Annotated in this window: 18 protein-coding genes, 2 pseudogenes and 1 riboswitch; of the genes and pseudogenes, 11 read left to right on the top strand and 9 right to left on the bottom strand. The window is 56.7% G+C overall.

Annotated elements, in window-relative coordinates:
• Position 1 precedes the first annotated feature (1 nt).
• Both selD and mnmH read left to right on the top strand, forming a co-directional pair.
• Complete coding sequence (selD, locus tag ACO05M_RS11715; RefSeq protein WP_421862865.1) at positions 2–1,051, top strand: selenide, water dikinase SelD; 1,050 nt, start codon at positions 2–4, stop codon at positions 1,049–1,051.
• Positions 1,048–2,163 carry a tRNA 2-selenouridine(34) synthase MnmH gene (mnmH, locus tag ACO05M_RS11720; protein ID WP_421862868.1) on the top strand — a complete coding sequence of 372 codons (1,116 nt, stop codon included), beginning with the start codon at positions 1,048–1,050 and terminating at the stop codon, positions 2,161–2,163. Before selD ends, mnmH begins: the two co-directional genes overlap by 4 nt.
• 69 nt (positions 2,164–2,232) lie before the next feature.
• On the opposite strand, the gene ACO05M_RS11725 is transcribed toward mnmH, so the two are convergent.
• The 5 genes from ACO05M_RS11725 to cspD all read right to left on the bottom strand — a co-directional run bounded on the left by ACO05M_RS11725 (position 2,233) and on the right by cspD (position 7,016).
• On the bottom strand, positions 2,233–2,805 hold the full coding sequence (locus ACO05M_RS11725; RefSeq protein ID WP_421862870.1) for a DUF2889 domain-containing protein: 573 nt from the start codon (positions 2,803–2,805) through the stop codon (positions 2,233–2,235).
• A gap of 93 nt (positions 2,806–2,898) precedes the next feature.
• Complete coding sequence (bluB, locus tag ACO05M_RS11730; protein WP_421862873.1) at positions 2,899–3,546, bottom strand: 5,6-dimethylbenzimidazole synthase; 648 nt, start codon at positions 3,544–3,546, stop codon at positions 2,899–2,901.
• A 50-nt stretch (positions 3,547–3,596) separates the two neighbouring features.
• Positions 3,597–4,637 carry a threonine-phosphate decarboxylase CobD gene (gene cobD / locus ACO05M_RS11735; protein ID WP_421862875.1) on the bottom strand — a complete coding sequence of 347 codons (1,041 nt, stop codon included), beginning with the start codon at positions 4,635–4,637 and terminating at the stop codon, positions 3,597–3,599.
• A 184-nt stretch (positions 4,638–4,821) separates the two neighbouring features.
• Positions 4,822–5,072: riboswitch (cobalamin riboswitch) on the bottom strand.
• A gap of 105 nt (positions 5,073–5,177) precedes the next feature.
• A complete protein-coding gene (gene purB, locus ACO05M_RS11740) occupies positions 5,178–6,545 on the bottom strand; it encodes an adenylosuccinate lyase (protein ID WP_421862878.1) in 1,368 nt (455 codons plus the stop codon).
• Between the two features lie 234 nt (positions 6,546–6,779).
• The gene (cspD, locus tag ACO05M_RS11745) at positions 6,780–7,016 is read right to left on the bottom strand and encodes a cold shock domain-containing protein CspD (protein WP_114694336.1); all 237 of its coding nucleotides are present in this window, start codon (positions 7,014–7,016) and stop codon (positions 6,780–6,782) included.
• A 342-nt stretch (positions 7,017–7,358) separates the two neighbouring features.
• Here cspD and clpS point away from each other — a divergent pair, with 342 nt between their 5' ends.
• Positions 7,359–7,694 carry an ATP-dependent Clp protease adapter ClpS gene (gene clpS, locus ACO05M_RS11750; protein WP_421870735.1) on the top strand — a complete coding sequence of 112 codons (336 nt, stop codon included), beginning with the start codon at positions 7,359–7,361 and terminating at the stop codon, positions 7,692–7,694.
• 15 nt (positions 7,695–7,709) lie between these two features.
• On the top strand, positions 7,710–9,983 hold the full coding sequence (gene clpA / locus ACO05M_RS11755; protein WP_421862881.1) for an ATP-dependent Clp protease ATP-binding subunit ClpA: 2,274 nt from the start codon (positions 7,710–7,712) through the stop codon (positions 9,981–9,983).
• A gap of 3 nt (positions 9,984–9,986) precedes the next feature.
• On the opposite strand, the gene infA is transcribed toward clpA, so the two are convergent.
• The 4 genes from infA to trxB form a co-directional block, all read right to left on the bottom strand.
• Positions 9,987–10,205, bottom strand: a complete 219-nt coding sequence (infA, locus tag ACO05M_RS11760) for a translation initiation factor IF-1 (protein WP_114694334.1) — start codon at positions 10,203–10,205, stop codon at positions 9,987–9,989.
• A gap of 156 nt (positions 10,206–10,361) precedes the next feature.
• Positions 10,362–11,111, bottom strand: a complete 750-nt coding sequence (locus ACO05M_RS11765) for an arginyltransferase (protein ID WP_421862884.1) — start codon at positions 11,109–11,111, stop codon at positions 10,362–10,364.
• A 30-nt stretch (positions 11,112–11,141) separates the two neighbouring features.
• Positions 11,142–11,822: a leucyl/phenylalanyl-tRNA--protein transferase gene (aat, locus tag ACO05M_RS11770; protein ID WP_421862887.1), complete on the bottom strand. Its 681-nt coding sequence runs from the start codon at positions 11,820–11,822 to the stop codon at positions 11,142–11,144.
• 89 nt (positions 11,823–11,911) lie between these two features.
• Entirely contained in the window at positions 11,912–12,868 is a 957-nt protein-coding gene (trxB, locus tag ACO05M_RS11775; RefSeq protein ID WP_421862890.1) for a thioredoxin-disulfide reductase, read from the bottom strand.
• A 208-nt stretch (positions 12,869–13,076) separates the two neighbouring features.
• On the opposite strand from trxB, the pseudogene ACO05M_RS11780 reads away from it, so the two are divergent.
• The 7 genes and pseudogenes from ACO05M_RS11780 to ACO05M_RS11810 form a co-directional block, all read left to right on the top strand.
• Positions 13,077–13,625, top strand: a pseudogene (locus tag ACO05M_RS11780) (DNA translocase FtsK 4TM domain-containing protein); the annotation flags it as partial.
• A 459-nt stretch (positions 13,626–14,084) separates the two neighbouring features.
• Positions 14,085–15,590, top strand: a pseudogene (locus ACO05M_RS11785) (DNA translocase FtsK); the annotation flags it as partial.
• Positions 15,590–16,213, top strand: coding sequence for an outer membrane lipoprotein chaperone LolA (lolA, locus tag ACO05M_RS11790; protein WP_421862892.1), 624 nt, complete (start codon positions 15,590–15,592; stop codon positions 16,211–16,213). The pseudogene ACO05M_RS11785 and the gene lolA, both read left to right, overlap by 1 nt.
• 15 nt (positions 16,214–16,228) lie before the next feature.
• A complete protein-coding gene (locus tag ACO05M_RS11795) occupies positions 16,229–17,584 on the top strand; it encodes a replication-associated recombination protein A (protein WP_421862895.1) in 1,356 nt (451 codons plus the stop codon).
• A gap of 75 nt (positions 17,585–17,659) precedes the next feature.
• Positions 17,660–18,037, top strand: coding sequence for a fluoride efflux transporter CrcB (gene crcB, locus ACO05M_RS11800; RefSeq protein ID WP_421862898.1), 378 nt, complete (start codon positions 17,660–17,662; stop codon positions 18,035–18,037).
• A gap of 27 nt (positions 18,038–18,064) precedes the next feature.
• Complete coding sequence (serS, locus tag ACO05M_RS11805; RefSeq protein WP_421862901.1) at positions 18,065–19,336, top strand: serine--tRNA ligase; 1,272 nt, start codon at positions 18,065–18,067, stop codon at positions 19,334–19,336.
• A gap of 216 nt (positions 19,337–19,552) precedes the next feature.
• The gene (locus tag ACO05M_RS11810) at positions 19,553–20,383 is read left to right on the top strand and encodes a tetratricopeptide repeat protein (RefSeq protein ID WP_421862904.1); all 831 of its coding nucleotides are present in this window, start codon (positions 19,553–19,555) and stop codon (positions 20,381–20,383) included.
• The last annotated feature ends 40 nt before the right edge of the window (positions 20,384–20,423 follow it).

Here is a 20,423-nt window from a genome sequence, read left to right on the forward strand (position 1 = left end):
TATGACTGAGCCTGTCCGTTTAACTGCCTACAGCCATGGCGCCGGCTGCGGCTGCAAAATCGCTCCTAATGTGCTGGAAACCATTCTGGCGACCCAGCTACAACTCCCCGATGATGAGCGTCTGCTGGTGGGAAACAGCTCCAAGGATGATGCAGCCGTTTATGCGTTGGATAACGGTCAGGCGGTCATCAGCACCACCGACTTTTTTATGCCGATCGTGGATGATCCGTTTGATTTTGGTCGTATTGCTGCGACCAATGCGATCTCGGATATTTATGCCATGGGGGGCACTCCGGCGATGGCGATTGCGATCCTGGGCTGGCCGATCAACCTGTTGGGGCCGGAAGTGGCGGCCAAGGTGGTTGACGGTGGGCGTCAGGCCTGCGCCGAAGCGGGTATTCTGCTGGCCGGTGGCCACAGTATCGACGCGCCGGAACCGATTTTTGGTCTGGCCGTCACCGGGCTGGTCGACCAGGATAAGATCAAGCGCAACGATACCGCCAAGGCAGGCAGCCGCCTGTATCTGACCAAGCCGCTGGGGGTCGGCATCCTGTCGACAGCGCAGAAGCAGGGCAAGTTGGTTGATAAGGACGCGCCTATCGCGCGGGACTCCATGTGCCGTTTGAACCGGATCGGTGCCGAGCTGGCTAAGATCGAAGGGGTCAGTGCGATGACCGATGTCACCGGTTTTGCCCTGCTTGGGCATCTGCTTGAGATGTGCGAGGGCAGCGGTCTGCGAGCGGAGCTCGAGCTGGATCGGATTCCGCTGTTGCCTAAGGTCGCCCATTATCTTGAGCTGGGTTGTATTCCGGGCGGTACCGGTCGGAACTTTGCCAGCTATGGTCACAAGGTCGCGCCGCTGACGGAGCAACAAAAGGCGATCCTCTGCGATCCGCAGACCAGCGGCGGACTGCTGGTGGCGGTCGATGAGGCTGATGAGGGCTTGATTCAGCAGTTGCTGCGGGATAACGGTTTCAGTGCCGAGCCGATCGGTCAATTGCTGGAGCAACAGCCGTCGGAGCCGCTGGTTTCACTGGTTAAGCGCGTATGAGTCAGCGGCCAGATACGGACGACTACGCGGCGATCCTGCTGGCGGATAGCCCGCTGATCGATACCCGGGCGCCGATCGAGTATGCCAAGGGTGGCCTGCCCAACAGTGTCAACTTGCCGCTGATGTCTGATGACGAGCGGGAAAAGGTCGGCACCTGCTATAAACAGCAGGGTCAACAGCAAGCGATAGAACTCGGTCATCAGCTGGTCAGTGGTGAGCTGAAGCGGCAGCGGGTCGAGGCCTGGACCGATTTTGCCCGCCGCCATCCCGAGGGCTATATCTATTGTTTTCGTGGCGGCTTGCGTTCCCATACCTCGCGCCAGTGGATGCGTGATGCCGGGGTCGATTACCCACTGATTAAGGGCGGCTATAAAGCGGTGCGCCGCTATCTGATCGACCTGATTGATCGACAGGCGGCCGAGCATCCCTGGCTGATTCTCAGCGGTCGGACCGGTACCGGTAAGACCCGGGTGCTGGATCGAATCGAGTCCTGTCTCGATCTGGAAGGCTTGGCTAACCATCGCGGTTCCAGTTTCGGTCGTCGGGTACAGCCGCAGCCGACTCAGATCGACTTTGAGAACGCTCTGGGTGTGGCAATGTTGAAAAAACTTCACCAGGAGCAGGATCTGGGACCCTGGATGCTGGAGGACGAGAGCCGTTTGATCGGACGGCTCTCGTTGCCGTTGAGCCTGCACGAAGCGATGGGGCAGGCACCGATCGTCGTGCTGGAAGAGCCGATGGCATTGCGGGTAGAGCAGGTACGCAGCGATTATGTCGAAGACCTCTGCGCCGAGTACGTCGAGCATTACGGCGAGCAGGCGGGGTTTGAAGCCTATGCGGATTACATGTTGCAAAGCTTACATCGGGTTCGCAAGCGGTTGGGGTTGGAGCGTCACGAACAGATTCGGACTTTGATGCAGCAGGCCTTGGATCAGCATCGGCAGCACCGGGATATCTCGCTGCATGATCAATGGATCGAAGCGATGCTGAGCAAATACTACGACCCGATGTACGACTATCAGCTTTCCAAGAAGCAGGAGCGGGTGTTGTTCCGTGGTAACCAGCAGCAGGTTATCGATTGGTTTGCAGATTACCGGCAGCAGCAGGGCTAGTCAGCGGGTCATTCTTGCTGGCGGGTGCCGGGCTGGGTTGAGCTTGTGAAGTTGAGGGGTGATAGCGGTTTACCGCTCGCTATCACCGGTTTCGGGCTGGTAGGACTCCGGCCAGAAGCGTTGTACCACTTCGCTGCTTTGTGACAATGCGTGGCAGCTGTTGATCAGTCGTCCCGCGGCTGCCGGCCTGGAGCTGTTGCCTTCGCGTTTTCGCCGGGCCGTACCGGTGGCCTGAAAAGCGGTGGTGGCGATCGGGCCGAGCAGTTCGGTCAGGTGGGTACAGCCCTGGCTGCCGGCAAACAACGCCTTCAACATCCGATTCCATCCGGGCTTAATCTGCTTGCCTTCCAGCTGTTTGAGGCGGGAAGCGATCGACGGGCAGATGTTGAAAGGTGAGTCATCGATCACCGCTTCAACACCATGGATAGTGAAGTCCAGGTCCATTGTCAGCCGAATACTCATGTTATGGATCGGTTCGCCGGCCAAAATCTGGCCGCCGCGGTCTTGGTTGTCGATATCGTAGGTTTTGATATCGGTCATCCGGCCTTCGATATCAAAGAGTCCATCTTCCCGTTCATAGCCGTGGCATTCGACCTGGCGGGTATGAAGATGCTTGCGGGGTTGCGAGGGAGGTAATGGCATCGGCTGGGCTCACACTAAATCCTGGAGCGACCAGTTTAGCAGTCTATGCAGGATCTGACATCTGTCTAGATCCTGCAGCTCGTGCAACTTTGGTTACCACTGGTCGTGGTGAATCAGTGACTGCAGATCGGCGCGTGGCAGCCAGCCTGCTTTTTCCAGCTCCGGCTTTTCGTGAAAATCGCTGACGTAGCCGATGCACAGATAGGCGATCGGCATGATCTCGTCGGGAATGCCCAGAGCTTGGCGTACGGTATCGTGATGAATGATGCTGACCCAGCCGACTCCAAGGTTTTCCGCTCTTGCTGCTAGCCACAGGTTCTGCACGGCGCAGACTGCGCTGTAGAGATCCATCTCCGGATTGGCGGTCCGACCGATGACGGTGGGGCCGGTGCGTTGGCGATCACAGGTGATACAGATCCCCAGTGGTGACTCCAGAATTCCTTCCAGCTTGAGTCCCCGGTAGGTCTCCCGACGTTCGGCGTCGAACATCTGCGCCGCTTCGGCATGGGCTACCTCAAAGCCGGCCTTGATCTTTTCTCTGACGGCCAGGTCCTCCACCAGAATAAAGTCCCAGGGTTGCATGAATCCTACGCTGGGGGCGTGATGAGCGGCTTCCAGCACGCGCATCAATACATCCTGAGGGATCGGATCCGGCTTGAACTCACGGCGTACATCGCGGCGGTTGTGAAGCACCTTGTAGAAAGCATCGCGTTCGGATTCGGAGATTTGAATAGACTGCATGGCTGGTTCACTTATCTCGGTTATGGGGTTTAGGGGTTTGTTGGGCGCCATCAAAGGGTAGTGATGGCGCCGTTTACACTGGTATCGGTTGTCGTGCTCTGCAAGGTCGCTGGAAGCTCTGCCAGGGCTAGGTCGAGTCGTTGCCAGTCACCAGGATGGTTAGGCAGCCCAAAGCGGACCAGTTGTTCTGTCTCGAACAGCCGGAGCAGGATGCCCCGCGTGGCGAGGTGTTGAAACAGCGCGGATGCATGGGGGCTGCTGAGGGTCTGAAATAGTTCGGTTCCTTGCAGGTTTGAGCTGTCGAAATACTGAGTTAGTAGCCGTAGAAGCCGCTGGCTCTGTTGGCTGAGATGCTGACGGGTCTTCTGCTGCCAGCTGTTGTCCAGAAAGGCTTGGCGGCAGGCTTCCCGGGTCGGACCGCTAAGGGGCCAGGGGCCAAGCTTCTCGGCCAGCGGCTTCAGTAGCGCTTGATCTGCAAAGACGAAGCCTGCCCGAATACCGGCCAGGCCGAAAAATTTGCCGACAGACCGAAGCACGATCAGTCCCGGTAGGGGGCAGTGCTGAAGCAGGCTGGTGTCAGACTGGGGATCAATAAAGGCTTCGTCAACAACCAGCCAGCCTCCGCGAGCGGCTAATGAGGCGTGCCATTCGAGTAACTGGCGGGGGCTGAATCGTTCGCCGGTCGGGTTGTTGGGGTTAATCAGCACCAGCACGTCGAGTTGATCGATCAGTTGGTCGATCTGGTTGCTGGCTAAATGGGTCAGTTGGTGTCCGGCCTGTTGCCAGTTGTAACGATGCTCTTCGTAACCGATAAGCGGAACGCCAACCCGACAGCTGGGGCGGAGATAGGGCAGTGACTGGATCGCTGCTTGGCTGCCGGCGACAGGAAGTAGGACGTCGCAGCCGTAGTATTCCGCTGCCGCAGTTTCGAGGCCGTCGTCCTGCTCAGGCAGGCGTTGCCAGCAATCGGTCGGTAGCGAAGGAACCTGCCAGCCCTGGGGGTTGATGCCGGTGGAGAGATCGATCCATTGGGATTCGGCAATGCCGAATTGTTTTGCCGCGCGCTTCAGGCGCCCACCGTGCACTAGCATGATCGGGCATCAGCTAAGGGGCGCCAAGCCGTCATCTGACATGCGGCAGCGGATAACGGAATCGAAGTGATTGGGGCCATTCAAGCGCTCGCTTTAATGGCTCACAGGGCAGGGCGACCGGTCAGAGACGCTGGCCCTGATCGGTTTGTTGTTCCTGGCTTCTCCACCCGAGTGAGCCGATTCATGGAAGTTACCAGCAGGCCGGTCTCCGGACTTATGACCCGACGCTCTCCACGTCTGGGCGACTTCCTTCCCGCCGGTTTCGCCAGCAGTGGTTGTGTTGTCGCCGTTTAGATCAATTACCGTTGCGGGGGCAGTGTGGGAGTAGCTCGGTCAGGGCGTTCTACGATTAACTCGTTGAAGCCGGCCGTCGCACCCACTTCCCGTTTCACTCGGTTGCGGATAGGCAACCAGAGCACCTGAGGTAAAGTGCGCACACCTTATCGCCTCGGCCTGAGTAAGGCAAGCGATTGAAACGTGCGAGCATAAAAAACGGGGCCGAAGCCCCGTTTTAAATCAAGCAATTAGCATATATCAATATCAGATGGCTTTAGCCTGATCGATGGCGTTGCCGATGTAGTTTTGCGGGGTCAGATCACGAATCGCCTGCTTGGCTTGTTCCGGTAGCTCAAGCGGTTCGACGAAGTCGGCCAGGATCTCTTTGGTGATGGTCTGGCCGCGGGTCAGTGCCTTCAGCTTCTCATAGGGCTCGTCGATGCCGTAGCGACGCATGATGGTCTGAATCGGCTCTGCCAGGACTTCCCAGCTGTTTTCCAGATCTTCGTTCAGACGCTCGGCGTTGACCTGCAGCTTGCTGATGCCCTTGAGGGTGGCCTGGTAAGCGATCAGGCTCTGGCCGAAACCGACACCCAGGTTGCGCAGCACGGTGGAATCGGTCAGGTCACGCTGCCAGCGAGAGATCGGCAGCTTGCTCGCCAGGTGGGCCATGATGGCGTTGGCGATACCCAGGTTGCCCTCGGAGTTTTCAAAGTCGATCGGGTTAACCTTGTGCGGCATGGTGGAGGAGCCTACTTCGCCGGCGATGGTGCGCTGCTTGAAATAGCCCAGTGAGATGTAGCCCCAGACATCGCGATCGAAGTCGATCAGGATGGTGTTGAAACGAGCAACGGCATCAAACAGCTCGGCAATGTAGTCGTGTGGCTCGATCTGGGTGGTGTAGGGGTTAAAGGTCAGCCCCAGGCTGGTGACAAACTGCTCGGCATTGGCCTGCCAGTCGACTTCGGGGTAGGCGGACAGGTGGGCGTTGTAGTTACCCACGGCACCGTTGATCTTGCCCAGTAGCTCAACCGCCTTGATCTGCTCCAGTTGGCGGCGTAGGCGTGCAACGACGTTGGCCATCTCCTTGCCCAGCGTGGTCGGCGAGGCGGTTTGACCGTGGGTGCGAGACAGCATCGGCTGGTCGGCAAAATCGACCGCCAGCTTTGCGATTGCGTCGATCACCTGCTGCATCTGGGGGACAACGACCTCGTCACGGGCGGCTCGCAGCATCAGAGCATGGGACTGGTTATTGATGTCTTCAGAGGTGCAGGCGAAGTGAACAAATTCACTCACCGCTTCGAGTTCGCCGTGACCCTTGAAGCTTTCCTTGATGAAGTACTCAACCGCTTTAACATCGTGGTTGGTGGTCGCTTCGATCTCTTTGACCCGCAGTGCGTCGGCTTCGCTGAAGTTGGCAACGATACCGTCTAGTACCGCATTGGCTTCGTTTGAGAACGTCGGAACTTCAGTGATTTGAGGGTGATTCGCCAGCTGTTGCAACCAGCGGATCTCAACCTCAACGCGGAAACGGATAAGACCGAACTCGCTGACATAAGGGCGCAGGGCGGCGGTTTTGCTGCCGTAACGGCCATCAACCGGTGACAGGGCAGTAAGGGCTGAAAGCTCCATTGAGACACTCTCTTGCTTTGATGAAAAAATTGGGCTGAGAATTATACATGATGCCTCCCTGCAAAGGCAGTTGCGGGCGTAAAAGAAGTCGAGGTTTTTGTGGGGTTTAACGGCAGGCAGTCTTGGTTGATCGTAGTGACTGGAAGGGTGGTTGCGGCGGTGGAAGCTCAATGATCAGGCAAAAAAAAAGCCTTGCAGAGCAAGGCTAGTGTGGCTACCGAAATCAACTCGATATCAGGAGTCGATTCTCGGTGCAGGCTCGTCATCTTCATCCGGACGGATGTTGATGGCGTGGGTGCCCTTGGGCCCTGGCGTAGTTTCAAAACAGACCGGCTGGCCGGCTTTTAGCGTTTTGTAACCATCCATCTGGATTGCGCTGTAGTGCGCAAACAGATCTTCTTCGCATGAGTCCGAAAGGATGAATCCATAGCCTTTGGCGTTGTTGAACCATTTTACTTTCCCTGAGTACATAGACTTCCTCCCTTGTACAACAAGAACAGTGAATAATCTTTTTCGAACTACGACTCGGCTTTTCGAAATACTGACCAACCTTTTTGGAATGCCCTAGCGTTCACTCAAAAAAGGATAGACACACACTCAAGGTAGAGCATTTAGGCGCAAAAAAAAATAGGAAAAAGGCCTAAAACGAATGTTTTAATTCCGGCTCTATCCCTTTATTTGTGGGCGATGGTGTTCCACTTAGCGCGTTTGTCCCCGCAGCGCTGCTTTGGCATGGGTGTTTTAGGTATCATAGAGGGCAGATACCCATTTCAGGTTGCCAAGATGTTTCAAATGAATGACGGTTCCAAGGCCATGCCTTTGGTTTGTAGCCAAGATGATTTCGAGCACGAACACGAAAGTGGCGTCGCTACGCAATCCGCCAAGCCGGCCCTCAAACCCCCCTCCATGTATAAAGTGATCTTGCTGAACGATGACTATACCCCGATGGATTTCGTGGTTGATGTGCTGAAGATCTTCTTTAGCATGGATCAGGAGAAGGCTACCCAAGTGATGCTCGCGGTCCATACGCAGGGCAAGGCGGTTTGCGGAGTCTATACTCGAGATGTTGCAGAGACGAAAGCCGCACAGGTGAATCAATTTGCAAGAGAGAATCAACATCCCTTGTTGTGTGAAATCGACAAGGCATGATTAGAGGTCAAAAGCGTGCTGAATAAAGAGCTAGAACTGACGTTGAGTCTGGCCTTCCAAGAGGCTCGTGATAAGCGTCATGAATTTATGACGGTAGAACACCTGTTGCTGGCGTTGTTGCGTAATCATTCCGCGATTGAGGTGTTGCAGGCGTGTAGTGTCGATATCGATAAGCTTCGGAGCAGTCTGAACGCGTTTGTGGAGTCCACCACGCCTTTGATTCCTGTTGAGGATGATGAGCGTGAAACCCAGCCTACGTTGGGTTTTCAACGGGTGCTTCAGCGTGCCGTGTTCCATGTGCAGTCATCCGGCAAGTCCGAAGTCACCGGTGCCAACGTGCTCGTTGCTATCTTCAGTGAGCAGGAAAGCCAGGCGGTATACAGCCTCAATCAGCAGGGAGTAGAGCGGATCGACGTGATCAACTTTATCTCCCATGGCATTCCCAAGGTTCTCGACAGCGACCACCAGCTCGAAGAGGTGGAGCAGGGCAGCGAAGAGCCTGAGGGTAAGGGTGAGAGCAGCCCGCTGAGCCAGTTCGCAGTCAATCTCAACCAGCAGGCGGCCAACGGCAAGATCGATCCATTGGTGGGTCGGCAGCAGGAGGTGGAGCGCGTTATCCAGATTCTGTCCCGTCGTCGTAAGAATAACCCGTTGCTGGTGGGTGAGGCCGGCGTAGGTAAGACCGCGATTGCTGAAGGCCTGGCGAAGATGATCGTGGAGGATGAGGTGCCGGAGGTGATCTCCACCAGCGTGGTTTACTCGTTGGATATGGGGGCGTTGCTGGCCGGCACCAAATACCGCGGCGATTTTGAGAAACGCCTGAAGGGTTTGCTGGCCGAGGTCAGTAATAAGCCGGGTAGTATCCTGTTTATCGATGAGATCCATACCATTATCGGAGCCGGAGCGGCATCCGGTGGTGCCATGGATGCGTCCAATCTGCTCAAGCCGTTGCTCAGTTCCGGCGAACTGCGCTGTATCGGCTCGACCACCTTCCAGGAGTTCCGTGGCATCTTCGAGAAAGACCGTGCCCTGGCCCGTCGATTCCAGAAGATTGACGTGCTGGAGCCGTCGGTTGACGAAACGTTCCAGATTCTGCAGGGGTTGCAGTCCCGTTTCGAAGAGCACCACCGTCTCAGCTATACCCGTGAGGCGCTGAAGGCCGCTTCCGAGTTGGCCGATCGTTACATTAACGACAAGCATATGCCTGACAAAGCCATTGATGTGGTCGATGAGGCGGGGGCCTATCAGCAGCTCAAGAGCGAGGATGAGCGGAAGTCTCTGATCGATGTGACTGAGATCGAAGCGATCGTGGCTAAGATTGCCCGGATTCCGCCCAAGAGTGTATCGGCTTCGGATAAAGAAGCGCTGGCCAAGCTGGAAGACAACCTCAAAATGGTCGTCTTCGGTCAGGACAGTGCGATCGAAACCATGGCCTCGGCGATCAAGCTGTCACGGGCTGGTCTGAAAGAGCAGCAAAAGCCGGTGGGCTCGTTCCTGTTTGCGGGACCAACCGGTGTCGGTAAGACCGAGGTAACCTCGCAGTTGGCCAAAATCCTTGGTATCGAGCTGGTACGCTTTGATATGTCCGAGTACATGGAGCGGCATACTGTATCGCGGTTGATCGGTGCGCCTCCCGGCTACGTCGGTTATGACCAGGGTGGTCTGCTGACCGAGGCTGTGACAAAGACACCGCACTGTGTCTTGCTGTTGGATGAAATCGAGAAAGCCCATCCGGATGTGTTCAATCTGCTGCTGCAGGTGATGGACAACGGTACGCTGACCGATAACAACGGCCGCAAGGCTGACTTCCGTAACGTGATTCTGGTAATGACCACCAATGCGGGGGCCGAGGCGGTTAGTCGTCGTTCGATGGGCTTCACCCACCAGGATCACAGTACCGATGCGATGGAAGCGATTCGCAAGCTGTTTACCCCGGAATTCCGCAATCGTCTGGATGGCATCATTCAGTTCGGATCGCTGGATACCGACGTAATCAAAGGCGTGGTCGACAAGTTCCTGATTCAGTTGCAGGCGCAGCTGGACGATAAGAAGGTTCATCTGATCGTTGATGAGGCAGCGCGAGGCTGGTTGGCCGAGCATGGCTACGACGAGAAGATGGGTGCTAGACCGATGGCGCGTCTGATTCAGGAAGAGATCAAGAAGCCCTTGGCTGAGCAAGTGTTGTTCGGGGATCTGACCGAAGGGGGAGAGGTCCGGGTGTCGGTCGAAGCGGAGAAGTTGAGTTTCAGCTACGAGGCGGCAAAATCTACCGCCCCGTCAACTGTCTAGAGCTTAGCGGGCGCGGTAAACAATGCGCCCTTTAGACAGGTCGTAAGGCGTCAGTTCTACCTTAACCTTGTCACCGGTCAGGATGCGGATGTAGTGCTTTCGCATCTTGCCGGAGATATGGGCGGTAACAACATGACCATTTTCGAGCTCAACCCGGAACATAGTGTTCGGCAGGGTGTCGATAATGGTGCCTTCCATTTCAATACTTTCTTCTTTGGCCATTACAGGGCTTACCTCTGGTACCTTTCTCGGATAGCTGGAGGAGCGGTTGATCGGCTCCCTGGTGCACTAAGGCGCGGTATTCTGCCGTATTTCCCGGCCTGAATCAAAAGTTTTCGGTCGACTTTGGTCGCTTTTCCCTAGGGTTTTTTTGGGCGCCTAGGTCAGTGAACTACGGGCCAGTTGTGCCCAATGTCCGTCGATCAGCAGTTCTATCGGGCGATAGGCGATTTTGTAGTCCATTTTTCGACAGCCGCGGACCCAGTAACCCAGATAGAGATAGGGTAGTTGCTGCTCCCTGGCGCGTCCGATCAGCGATAGGATCGCCATTTTTCCGGGGCTGCGTTCAGCAAAAACCGGATCAAAAAACGTATAGATCGCCGATAGTCCCTGCAGCAACTGGTCGACAACGCAAATGGCGATCAAGTGACCGTCCAGGCGGAACTCCATGAAGCGACTGTCTTGCTGGCCCTGGATCAGGAATGCCCTGAACTGTTCGCGACTGGGTGGGTACATATCGCCATCATCATGACGTGCTTCGATATAGCGCTCATAGAGCCGGTAGTACTCGTCAGTTTCTTCGGGGTAGACAAAACTGATCGTCAGGTCTTTGTTCCGGTTCAGGATGCGGCGCTGGCTTTTGCTTAGACGAAAAAGATCGACCGGTATTCGAACCGAAATGCAGGCCGAGCAAGTGCTGCAGTCAGGCCGATAGATATGTTCGCCACTGCGTCGGAAGCCGAGATCAGAGAGCGTGCTGTAGGCGGTCAGATCGATCCTGGCTTTGGGGTCGACGAAGACTGTTCTTGCCAGCCGATTATCAAGGTAACTGCAGCCGTGCTCGGGTGTGGCATAGAACTGCAGGCTGTGGAGATCGGTTGGCGGCTTTTTACGAGTCGAGGTGGTCACAATGGTGCGTGTCGATTTTGTTAATAGCGATCAATCAGCGCGCCAGTGATTTTCAGCGGCGCAGTGTTGCTCCAGTTGTCGGGCAAATTCTGTGCGGGGAATCAAGCCGGCGCCCAGCGACATCAAATGCTCCGTTTCGACTTGGCAATCAATTAAAGCATAGCCCCAATTGGTCAGCTGCTCGACCAAACTGGCGAAGCCGACCTTGGACGCATTGCTGACCCGGCTGAACATCGACTCGCCGAAAAACACCCTTCCGATGGCGACACCATAAAGGCCGCCCACCAGTTGGCCCTGTTGCCACACCTCGACCGAGTGGGCGCTCCCCAAGCGATGAAGCTCGAGGTAGGCGTGTTTCATCTCGTCGGTAATCCAGGTACCGGGATCTTCCGATCTGGGTTCGGCGCATGCATCGATTACCTGCTCGAACGCCCGATCAAAGCTGACCTCAAAGCGTTGCTGTCGAAGCAGTTTTTTCAGACTGCGGGAGAGGTAGAGTTGATCCGGAAACAGCACGCAGCGTGGGTTGGGGCTCCACCAGAGTATCGGCTGTTGGTCATCAAACCAAGGGAAGATGCCAAGACGATAGGCCAGTAGCAGGCGCTTTGGGCTCAGGTCGCCGCCGGCCGCTAGGAGGCCGTCCGGATCGGTCAGGGCCTGATCCAGCGGAGGGAACCAGAGTTCCTCATCAAGCCATGGAATCTGTGTCATCGAAACGGAAGTCAGCGAAATTCAGCAGCAAACAATCAGTAGCAAACTAAAGGGAGGCTTAGCCTCCCTGGTACGGCAAGGTTGACCGCTTAGTTGTCCAGATTGTCGAGGAAACGCTCGGCATCCAGTGCGGCCATGCAGCCGAACCCGGCCGATGTGACCGCTTGGCGATAAACCTGATCGGCCACGTCACCGGCGGCGAAGACGCCCGGGATGCTGGTCTGGGTAGCATTGCCGGCGAGTCCGCTTTGGATCTGCAGGTAGCCGTTGTTCATCTCAAGTTGGCCGGCAAAGATATCGGTATTGGGCTTGTGGCCGATCGCGATAAAGCAACCCATCGCCTCAACGACCTTGGTTTCGCCGGTGTTGACATCCTTGATGCGCACGCCGGTTACTCCCATGTCGTCGCCAACGATCTCGTCAACCGTGTGGTTCCACTCCACCTTGATATTGCCTTTTTCGACCTTCTCCATCAGGTGGTCCTGCAGGATTTTCTCGGCCCGCAGGCTGTCGCGGCGGTGAATCAGGGTGACCTCAGCAGCGATATTGGACAGGTACATCGCTTCTTCAACGGCGGTGTTGCCGCCGCCGACCACGACCACTTTCTGATTACGATAGAAGAAACCGTCGCAGGTGGCGCAGGCGCTGACCCCTTTGCCCTGGAAGGCTTCTTCAGAGTCGAGGCCCAGGTACATGGCCGAGGCGCCGGTTGCGATGATCAGTGCGTCGCAGGTATAGGTACCGCTGTCACCGGTCAGAGTGAAGGGGCGCTCGGTCAGTGATACGGTGTGGATATGGTCGAACTGGATCTCGGTTTCGAAACGCTCGGCGTGTTGCTGCATGCGCTGCATCAGCTCAGGTCCCTGAACCCCTTCATGATCACCAGGCCAGTTGTCCACGTCGGTGGTGGTGGTCAGCTGACCGCCGGCCTGCATGCCGGTAATCAGCAACGGCTTCAGGTTGGCGCGGGCCGCGTAGACGGCGGCGGTATAACCGGCCGGGCCTGAGCCCAAAATGATCAGGCGAGAGTGTCTGGTTTCGCTCATACAAAAATCTCTTTTAAGGGGCGGTTCATCAATGGGTCCTAATCTTAATCCATCTGTTTTTGAATTTGGAACCGTCGATCACTGCTCCGGGTTAGAAGATTTTCCCTTGAACTTATTACTTTGCATTCGATCTGGAGGCTCAAGTCACCTGGAAAATGTGGTATTTTGGCCGGTTTGTAACATCAGATCCTAGGAATACGGTAGTGGTATGACCGATCGTCAGGCATTCATCGAGTTTATCTCTCGGATCACCAAGGAAGGTGGCCTGATCATATTTATCATGCTGTGCAGTTTTTTGCTGCTGGCACTGATCTCTTTCGATGCTCGAGATCCGGGGTGGTCTCATCTGGGCTATACCGGTTCGGTGCGCAATGCTGCCGGCAGCAGCGGTGCCTGGTTGGCAGACTTCGGTTACTCGATGCTGGGTTATATGGCGCCGGTGCTGCTGTTGATGCTGGTCTACCGGGCCTGGCGGTTTTTGCGCCGCCCGCAGGAACGCTGGTTGACGGCGCTGCCCTATATGCTGTTGCGGACTGTCGGTGCCGCCTTGTTGATCGGTTCCGGTTCGGCACTGGCTGCGATTCACTTCGATAACCAGTGGTTGGATTTGCCGTTTGAGGCTGGAGGGCTGGTGGGTTTGGAACTGGCCGAAACGGCGCTGACGAGCCTGGGAGCCTTAGGGGCAACGCTGATCCTGCTGGGGGTTATGTTGCTCGGCATCACCTTGTTTACCGACCTGTCCTGGTTGTGGTTGTCCGAGCAGTTGGGTGCCGGGCTGATGAACGGCTGGCAGCGTCTCTTGGGTTTGAGCCGTGCCAAAGAGGGCAGCGTTCAGCATGGAGTAGAACGAGCGCTGGTTGAGTCAGAGGTGCTGTCGGAGCCGGCGTCACCGAGCAGTTCCGTGCGCAAAAGCGTCAAAACAGCCACCCATCATGCCGTTGCAGATGATGACATGCCGCCGTTTTCAATCGACCCGGTTAACCCCTCGATGTCCGAGCCTGATGAAGCATCGGTGATGGCCGCCTTGGAGCCTGAACCGGTTCGTCCGAGCCGGAAGCCGGCCGTCGCCAAGCCGGCAGCTGAAGTGGCGCCCCAGGGCCAGGATCACAAATCCCTGAAGATCGTGCCGTTGTCGGAGACGGTCGAGGCGATTGATGAATCCGACTCGGAGAACGGGACGAGCACCACCTCTGCGCCGAACAAACAACTGAAGCAGATCCCCAAGGTTGATCTGCTGGACCCGCCGGAGACCAAGCACGCCCAGGGTTACACCCCGGAGCAGCTGGAGACGATGTCGCGGCTGCTGGAGGTGAAACTGAAGGATTTTGGGGTTGTCGCTGAAGTCACGGAGGTGAACCCTGGTCCGGTTATCACCCGGTTTGAGATTCAGCTGGCGCCGGGCACCAAAGTCAGCAAGGTCACTAATCTGGCCAAAGATCTGGCGCGCTCGATGGCGGTGATGAGTGTCCGGGTGGTCGAGGTGATTGCCGGCAAGTCGGTGATCGGCATCGAGATCCCGAATGAAAACCGTGAAATGGTACGTCTGCGCGAAGTGCTGGGTGCCGGTGTCTACAGCAATGCGGGTTCAAAGCTGAGTCTGGGCTTGGGTAACGATATCGCCGGTAACCCGGTGGTGGTGAATCTGGCCAAGATGCCCCACCTGCTGGTGGCGGGTACCACCGGTTCAGGTAAGTCGGTGGGTGTTAACGCGATGCTGCTTAGCCTGCTGTTCAAGGCGACGCCGGACGAGGTGCGACTGATGATGGTCGACCCGAAGATGTTGGAACTTTCGATCTACGATGGTATTCCGCATCTGCTGACCCCGGTGATCACCGATATGAAAGAGGCCGCGACCGGGCTGCGTTGGTGTGTTGCCGAGATGGAGCGTCGTTACAAGCTGATGGCCAAGATGGGGGTGCGCAACCTGGCCGGCTTCAACGATAAGATTCGTGCGGCCGAGGCGGCCGGTACGCCGCTGACCGATCCTTTGTGGAATCCGGTTGAAGAGGGCTTTGACGAGAACGCCCCGGCACCGCCGTTGCAGACCCTGCCTTATATCGTCGTAGTGATTGATGAATTTGCCGACATGATGATGATCGTCGGCAAGAAGGTGGAAGAACTGATCGCCCGAATCGCTCAGAAAGCCCGGGCAGCCGGTATCCATCTGATTTTGGCGACTCAGCGGCCGTCGGTCGATGTGATTACCGGCCTGATCAAGGCCAACGTACCGACCCGGATTGCATTTCAGGTCTCGTCCAAAATCGACTCCCGTACCATCCTCGATCAGGGTGGCGCTGAGCACCTGCTGGGCAACGGCGATATGCTCTATCTGCCGGCCGGTAGCAGTATGCCGATCCGTGTCCATGGTGCCTTCGTCAGTGACGACGAAGTGCATCGTACCGTAGAGGCCTGGAAGGAGTGGGGGCCGGCCGATTTTGTCGAAGAGATCCTGATGGAATCGGTGGATATGGATACCACTGGTGGTTCGGGGACGACCGGTTCGTTATTTGAAGATGAGCAGGATCCGCTGTATGACGAGGCGGTGGCCCATGTGACCAAGAGCCGTCGAGCTTCGATATCGGCGGTTCAACGTAAGCTGAAAATCGGTTACAACCGTGCCGCCCGTATGATTGAAGCGATGGAAGCGGCCGGTGTCGTTAGCGAAGCGGCCCATAACGGTAGCCGCGAAGTGTTGGCGCCGCCGCCGGTAGAGATGAATTGATGAAAAAACTATTTCGGTTGTTGTTTGTAGCCCTGTTGAGTTTGAGCGCCGGTCAATTGCAGGCCGCCGATGCCGGGCAGAATCTGCATCGCCTGTTGGGCAAAATTGACAGCCTGTCGGCTCGCTTTGAACAGCTGGTACTCGATGGCGGTGGCACCCGGCTCCAGCAAAGTCAGGGGGAAATGGTGCTGGCGCGACCCGGTAAATTCCGCTGGCGCACCGATGAGCCGTTTCCCCAGTTGCTGGTGTCCGATGGCGAAACCCTGTGGATGTACGATGAAGATCTGGAGCAGGTTACCCGTCAGGCGGTGGATCAGCAATTGAGTAACACCCCGGCGCTGTTGCTCAGCGGTGACTTGGCGACGTTACAGGATTCGTTCCAGATTCAGGGGCCGGTCGACAGTGACACTGGAACCTTCCGGCTGGTGCCCAACAGCCAGGATGCGCTGTTCGCGGTGCTGCGGATGCAGTTCGATCAGGGTGTGCCGATCGAAATGCAGTTAGAGGATAATTTGGGGCAGCAGACCAGCGTGCATTTTTATGATCTGGCGATCAATCCATCACTCGAAGCACGACAGTTTGAGTTTGAAGTCCCCGAAGGGGTCGATCTGATCGAGCAGTGAGGAATTCGGTGTCCCATGACCGCTGATCTTTTTGAACAACAGGAGTCCGAAGGTTATCAGCCGTTGGCGGCGCGGATGCGACCGCGCAAGCTGGATGACTACCATGGTCAGGCCCACATCCTCGGCCCCGATAAGGCGTTGCGTAGTGCGATAGAGCAGGGAACCCCGCATTCGATGATTTTGTGGGGGCCGCCCGGAGTGGGTAAAACAACCCTGGCCAAGTTGATTGCCGAGTTGACCGATGCGCATTTCGAGTCGATCTCAGCGGTGCTTTCCGGTGTTAAAGAGATCCGGATCTCGATTGAACAGGCCAAGCTGCAGCGGGCTCAATCGGGCCGTAAAACGATTCTGTTCGTTGACGAGGTCCATCGCTTCAACAAGAGCCAGCAGGATGCCTTCCTGCCTTATGTCGAAGACGGCACCGTGATTTTTATCGGTGCAACCACCGAGAACCCCTCGTTCGAACTCAACAGCGCCTTGCTGTCTCGGGCTCGGGTTTACCTGCTGCGCTCGCTCGAGCCGTCGGTGCTGGTGGCGATGGCCGAGCAGGCCCTGGCTGATCCGCGAGGGCTCGGCGACAGCAGGCTGCAGATTGCACCGGAGATGGTCGAACGACTGGCGCTGGCTGCCGATGGTGATGGGCGTCGGGTGTTGAACCTGTTGGAGATAGCGGCCGACCTGGCGCTTGAGCAAAACGGCGTCAAAGTTGTCGATGCCGCCGTGATGGAAGAGGTGCTACAGGCCTCGGGGCGTCGCTACGACAAGCAGGGTGATCTTTTTTACGACCAGATCTCGGCTTTTCATAAGTCGGTGCGTGGCTCTTCGCCCGATGGTGCGCTCTATTGGTATACGAGGATGCTCGATGGTGGTTGCGATCCGCTCTATGTGGCGCGCCGACTGTTGGCGATCGCCTCGGAGGATATTGGTAACGCCGATCCGCGTGCGATGCAGGTTGCACTCAATGCCTGGGATGCATTTACCAGGCTGGGTCCGGCTGAAGGTGAACGGGCTATCGCTCAGGCGGCGGTGTACTGCGCCTGTGCGCCTAAGTCCAACGCGCTATACCGCGCTTTCAATCAAGCGATGGCGGACGTAAAGGCCGATCCTTCCTATGAAGTACCGGAACATCTGCGTAATGCGCCGACCTCATTGATGAAAGATCTGGGTTATGGTGCCGAATACCGTTACGCCCACGACGAGCCCAATGCTTATGCCGCCGGTGAGCAATATCTGCCGGAGCCGATATCTCAGCGACGCTACTACGAACCCGAGCCCCGTGGACTGGAACAGAAGATTGCCGATAAGCTGGAGCACCTGCGTCAGCTCGATCAAGCCAGTCAGCGCCGCCGCTATGAGAATGAAGCGAGCTGACAAAACCGACAAGCCCATCGGAGCTGAAACGAGCCCGAGGGTAAACGGAATCGCGCCAAATAGAAGAGAAGGGATATGCTGCAATTGTTGATGGTCGCTTTAGGCGGTGCCTGCGGAGCCCTGGGGCGCTACTGGGTTAGCGGCTACGTGGTCAACAATGTGGATCACCCGCTGCCGCTGGGAACCCTGACCGTGAACGTAGTCGGCTCGTTGCTGATGGGGGTCTGTTTTGTGCTGATCCTGGAGAAGGCGCAGCTGCCACCGGCCTCACGGCAGTTGTTGATGGTGGGTTTTCTCGGCGCCTTCACCACTTTTTCGACCTTTTCGCTGGAAACCCTGACACTGATGGAGCAGGGCCATATCATGTCCGCAGCGATTTATATATTATTGAGCGTTTTCTGCTGCATCGCCGCACTGGCGGCTGGATTGTGGCTGACGCGACTCCTGTTTTAATCATTTGAAAAAAGGCCATCCTGACCGATGCTCGATCCCAAGCTATTGCGTAACGACCTCGAAACGGTCGTCGAAAAACTCACCACCAAGGGTTATCAGTTTGATACGGCTCGCTTTAACGAGTTGGAAGGGGCGCGGAAGTCGCTGCAATCCTCCACCGAGCAGCTGCAATCTGAGCGTAAGGCTCAAGCTGCCAAGATAGGCAAGGCGGCGAAAGCGGGTGAAGATATCGCCCCGTTGAAAGCCGAGGGTGAGCGCATCAAACAACAGCTGGAATCGATTGCGGCAGACTACAAGCAGGTCCAGGAAGACCTGGATGCGCTGCTGATGGGAGTGCCTAACATTCCCGATGGGTCGGTACCGGCCGGTGACAGCGAGGACGACAACGTCGAAGTTCGTGTCTGGGGTGAGCCAACCCAATTCGATTTCGAACCTCTGGATCATGTCGATCTGGGCGCCAAGCAGGGTGGCTTGGATTTTGAGACCGCCGCCAAAATTACCGGCTCACGATTCGCCGTGATGAGTGGCCGTATGGCGAAGCTGCACCGTGCGCTGACCCAGTTTATGCTGGACGTTCAGACTCAGGAGCACGGCTACGAGGAGGTCTATGTTCCCTATCTGGTCAACGCCGACAGCCTGCGCGGTACCGGCCAGTTGCCTAAGTTTGAAGAGGATCTGTTCAAGGTTCCCGGCGATAACGACTTCTACCTGATCCCGACGGCCGAAGTGCCGGTGACCAATATTGCCCGTGACAGCATTCTTGAAGCGTCCGAATTGCCGAAGCGTTTCACCAGCCACACTCCCTGCTTCCGCAGCGAAGCGGGCAGCTACGGTCGTGATACCCGTGGGATGATCCGTCAGCACCAATTCGAGAAGGTCGAGATGGTTCAGCTGGTCGAGCCCACTAAGTCATTCGAGGCGCTGGAAGAGCTGACCGGTCATGCCGAGGCGATTCTGCAGAAGCTGAACCTTCCGTATCGTGTGGTCGTGCTCTGCGGTGGTGATCTGGGCTTCTCCGCCACCAAGACCTATGATCTTGAAGTTTGGCTGCCGGGTCAGCAGAAATACCGCGAGATCTCTTCGTGCAGCAACATGGGAGATTTCCAGGCCCGTCGTATGCAGGCGCGCTGGCGTAACCCTGAAACCGGCAAGCCGGAGCTGCTGCATACCCTGAACGGCTCGGGTTTGGCGGTAGGGCGTACCCTGGTGGCCGTGTTGGAAAACTACCAGCGTGCCGATGGTTCCGTTGCGATTCCTGAAGCGCTGCAACCCTATATGGCTGGCGCGACCGAACTCTGATCCGTTCGATCTGCCCGGCCGGTTCCCCGGCCGGGTATCTTAACCCCATCGTTTTCTAAGACTTTTTCCTAACTTTCCCGATCAAACTTCGGCCTGGTTCATTCTGGCCGAACTCCGTGTTAGTCTCTTCTGACCTACAATAATTACGGTGTTGTTGAAACTGTTTCAATAACAACCGGTTGTACCTTGGCTTCAGGCCTTGAGATGAGACGCGGAATGAGAAAGCTGGCAGCTCTGCCTTTGTTGTTTGTACTGGCTATGCCGGTCAAGGCGGACTTCTATGAAGGCCTAGAGGCTTTTGAGCGTGGAGACCACGCGACGGCGCTAAAACTGTGGCGTTCCCTGGCTATTCAAGGCAATGCCAGTGCGCAGTATGATCTGGGGCTGGTGTTTCTGTCCGGCGAAGGATTGGAAAAAGATCCGGTCAAAGCCGCCTACTGGTTCCGCAAAGCGGCGAATCAACGGCTGCCTCGGGCTCAATCCATGCTCGGCACCCTCTACGAGCAGGGCCTCGGTATCGCTCAGAACTACATGATGGCAGCATCGCTGTACCATAAGGCGGCTCAAGAGGGTGACCCGTTGGGGCAGTATCGCCTCGGGATGCTCTATAAAGACGGCAAAGGCGTGGCTAAGGATATGTCGCAGGCGGTGCTTTGGTTAAGGCATGCGTCTGAGCGAGGATTGGCCCCGGCGCAGCACAACCTGGGCGTCATGTACTACCGTGGCCTTGGAGTGCCCCGGCGCTATAAGGAAGCCTTGAAGTGGCATAGCAAGGCGGCTGAGCAGGGTAACGTCGACTCGATTATCACCTTGGGGCTGATGCACTTTAAAGGTGAAGGAGTCGAGAAAAATTTCGTTGAAGCCTACAGCTGGTGGAGCACCGCGGTTCAGGCCGGTGACCAGCAGTCCATCAGTGCCCGCGAGGCGGTTGCTGCCATGCTGAGCAAAGAGCAGCTGGCCGAAGCCAAGCGTATTTCCGAGCTGAAACGCCAGCGGATTTTTCCCGAGACTTCCGCCGAACAGGCTTCCGGCGCCGGCAAAAGCTAATCGGTTTCGGTTATCTCATCAGGCTGCTTGGCCGCACCCA

Source organism: Motiliproteus sp. (assembly GCF_965230735.1).
Lineage (GTDB): Bacteria > Pseudomonadota > Gammaproteobacteria > Pseudomonadales > Balneatricaceae > Motiliproteus.

Bases quoted from the DNA above. Each gene is read 5' to 3' on its own strand.
- ACO05M_RS11725 (WP_421862870.1), bottom strand. From the start codon at position 2,805: ATGCCATTACCTCCCTCGCAACCCCGCAAGCATCTTCATACCCGCCAG.
- purB (WP_421862878.1), bottom strand. From the start codon at position 6,545: ATGGAGCTTTCAGCCCTTACTGCCCTGTCACCGGTTGATGGCCGTTAC.
- ACO05M_RS11810 (WP_421862904.1), top strand. From the start codon at position 19,553: ATGAGAAAGCTGGCAGCTCTGCCTTTGTTGTTTGTACTGGCTATGCCG.
- bluB (WP_421862873.1), bottom strand. From the start codon at position 3,546: ATGCAGTCTATTCAAATCTCCGAATCCGAACGCGATGCTTTCTACAAG.
- cobD (WP_421862875.1), bottom strand. From the start codon at position 4,637: ATGCTAGTGCACGGTGGGCGCCTGAAGCGCGCGGCAAAACAATTCGGC.
- clpS (WP_421870735.1), top strand. From the start codon at position 7,359: ATGCCTTTGGTTTGTAGCCAAGATGATTTCGAGCACGAACACGAAAGT.
- aat (WP_421862887.1), bottom strand. From the start codon at position 11,822: ATGACACAGATTCCATGGCTTGATGAGGAACTCTGGTTCCCTCCGCTG.
- serS (WP_421862901.1), top strand. From the start codon at position 18,065: ATGCTCGATCCCAAGCTATTGCGTAACGACCTCGAAACGGTCGTCGAA.
- trxB (WP_421862890.1), bottom strand. From the start codon at position 12,868: ATGAGCGAAACCAGACACTCTCGCCTGATCATTTTGGGCTCAGGCCCG.
- mnmH (WP_421862868.1), top strand. From the start codon at position 1,048: ATGAGTCAGCGGCCAGATACGGACGACTACGCGGCGATCCTGCTGGCG.
- selD (WP_421862865.1), top strand. From the start codon at position 2: ATGACTGAGCCTGTCCGTTTAACTGCCTACAGCCATGGCGCCGGCTGC.
- crcB (WP_421862898.1), top strand. From the start codon at position 17,660: ATGCTGCAATTGTTGATGGTCGCTTTAGGCGGTGCCTGCGGAGCCCTG.
- cspD (WP_114694336.1), bottom strand. From the start codon at position 7,016: ATGTACTCAGGGAAAGTAAAATGGTTCAACAACGCCAAAGGCTATGGA.
- infA (WP_114694334.1), bottom strand. From the start codon at position 10,205: ATGGCCAAAGAAGAAAGTATTGAAATGGAAGGCACCATTATCGACACC.
- ACO05M_RS11795 (WP_421862895.1), top strand. From the start codon at position 16,229: ATGACCGCTGATCTTTTTGAACAACAGGAGTCCGAAGGTTATCAGCCG.
- lolA (WP_421862892.1), top strand. From the start codon at position 15,590: ATGAAAAAACTATTTCGGTTGTTGTTTGTAGCCCTGTTGAGTTTGAGC.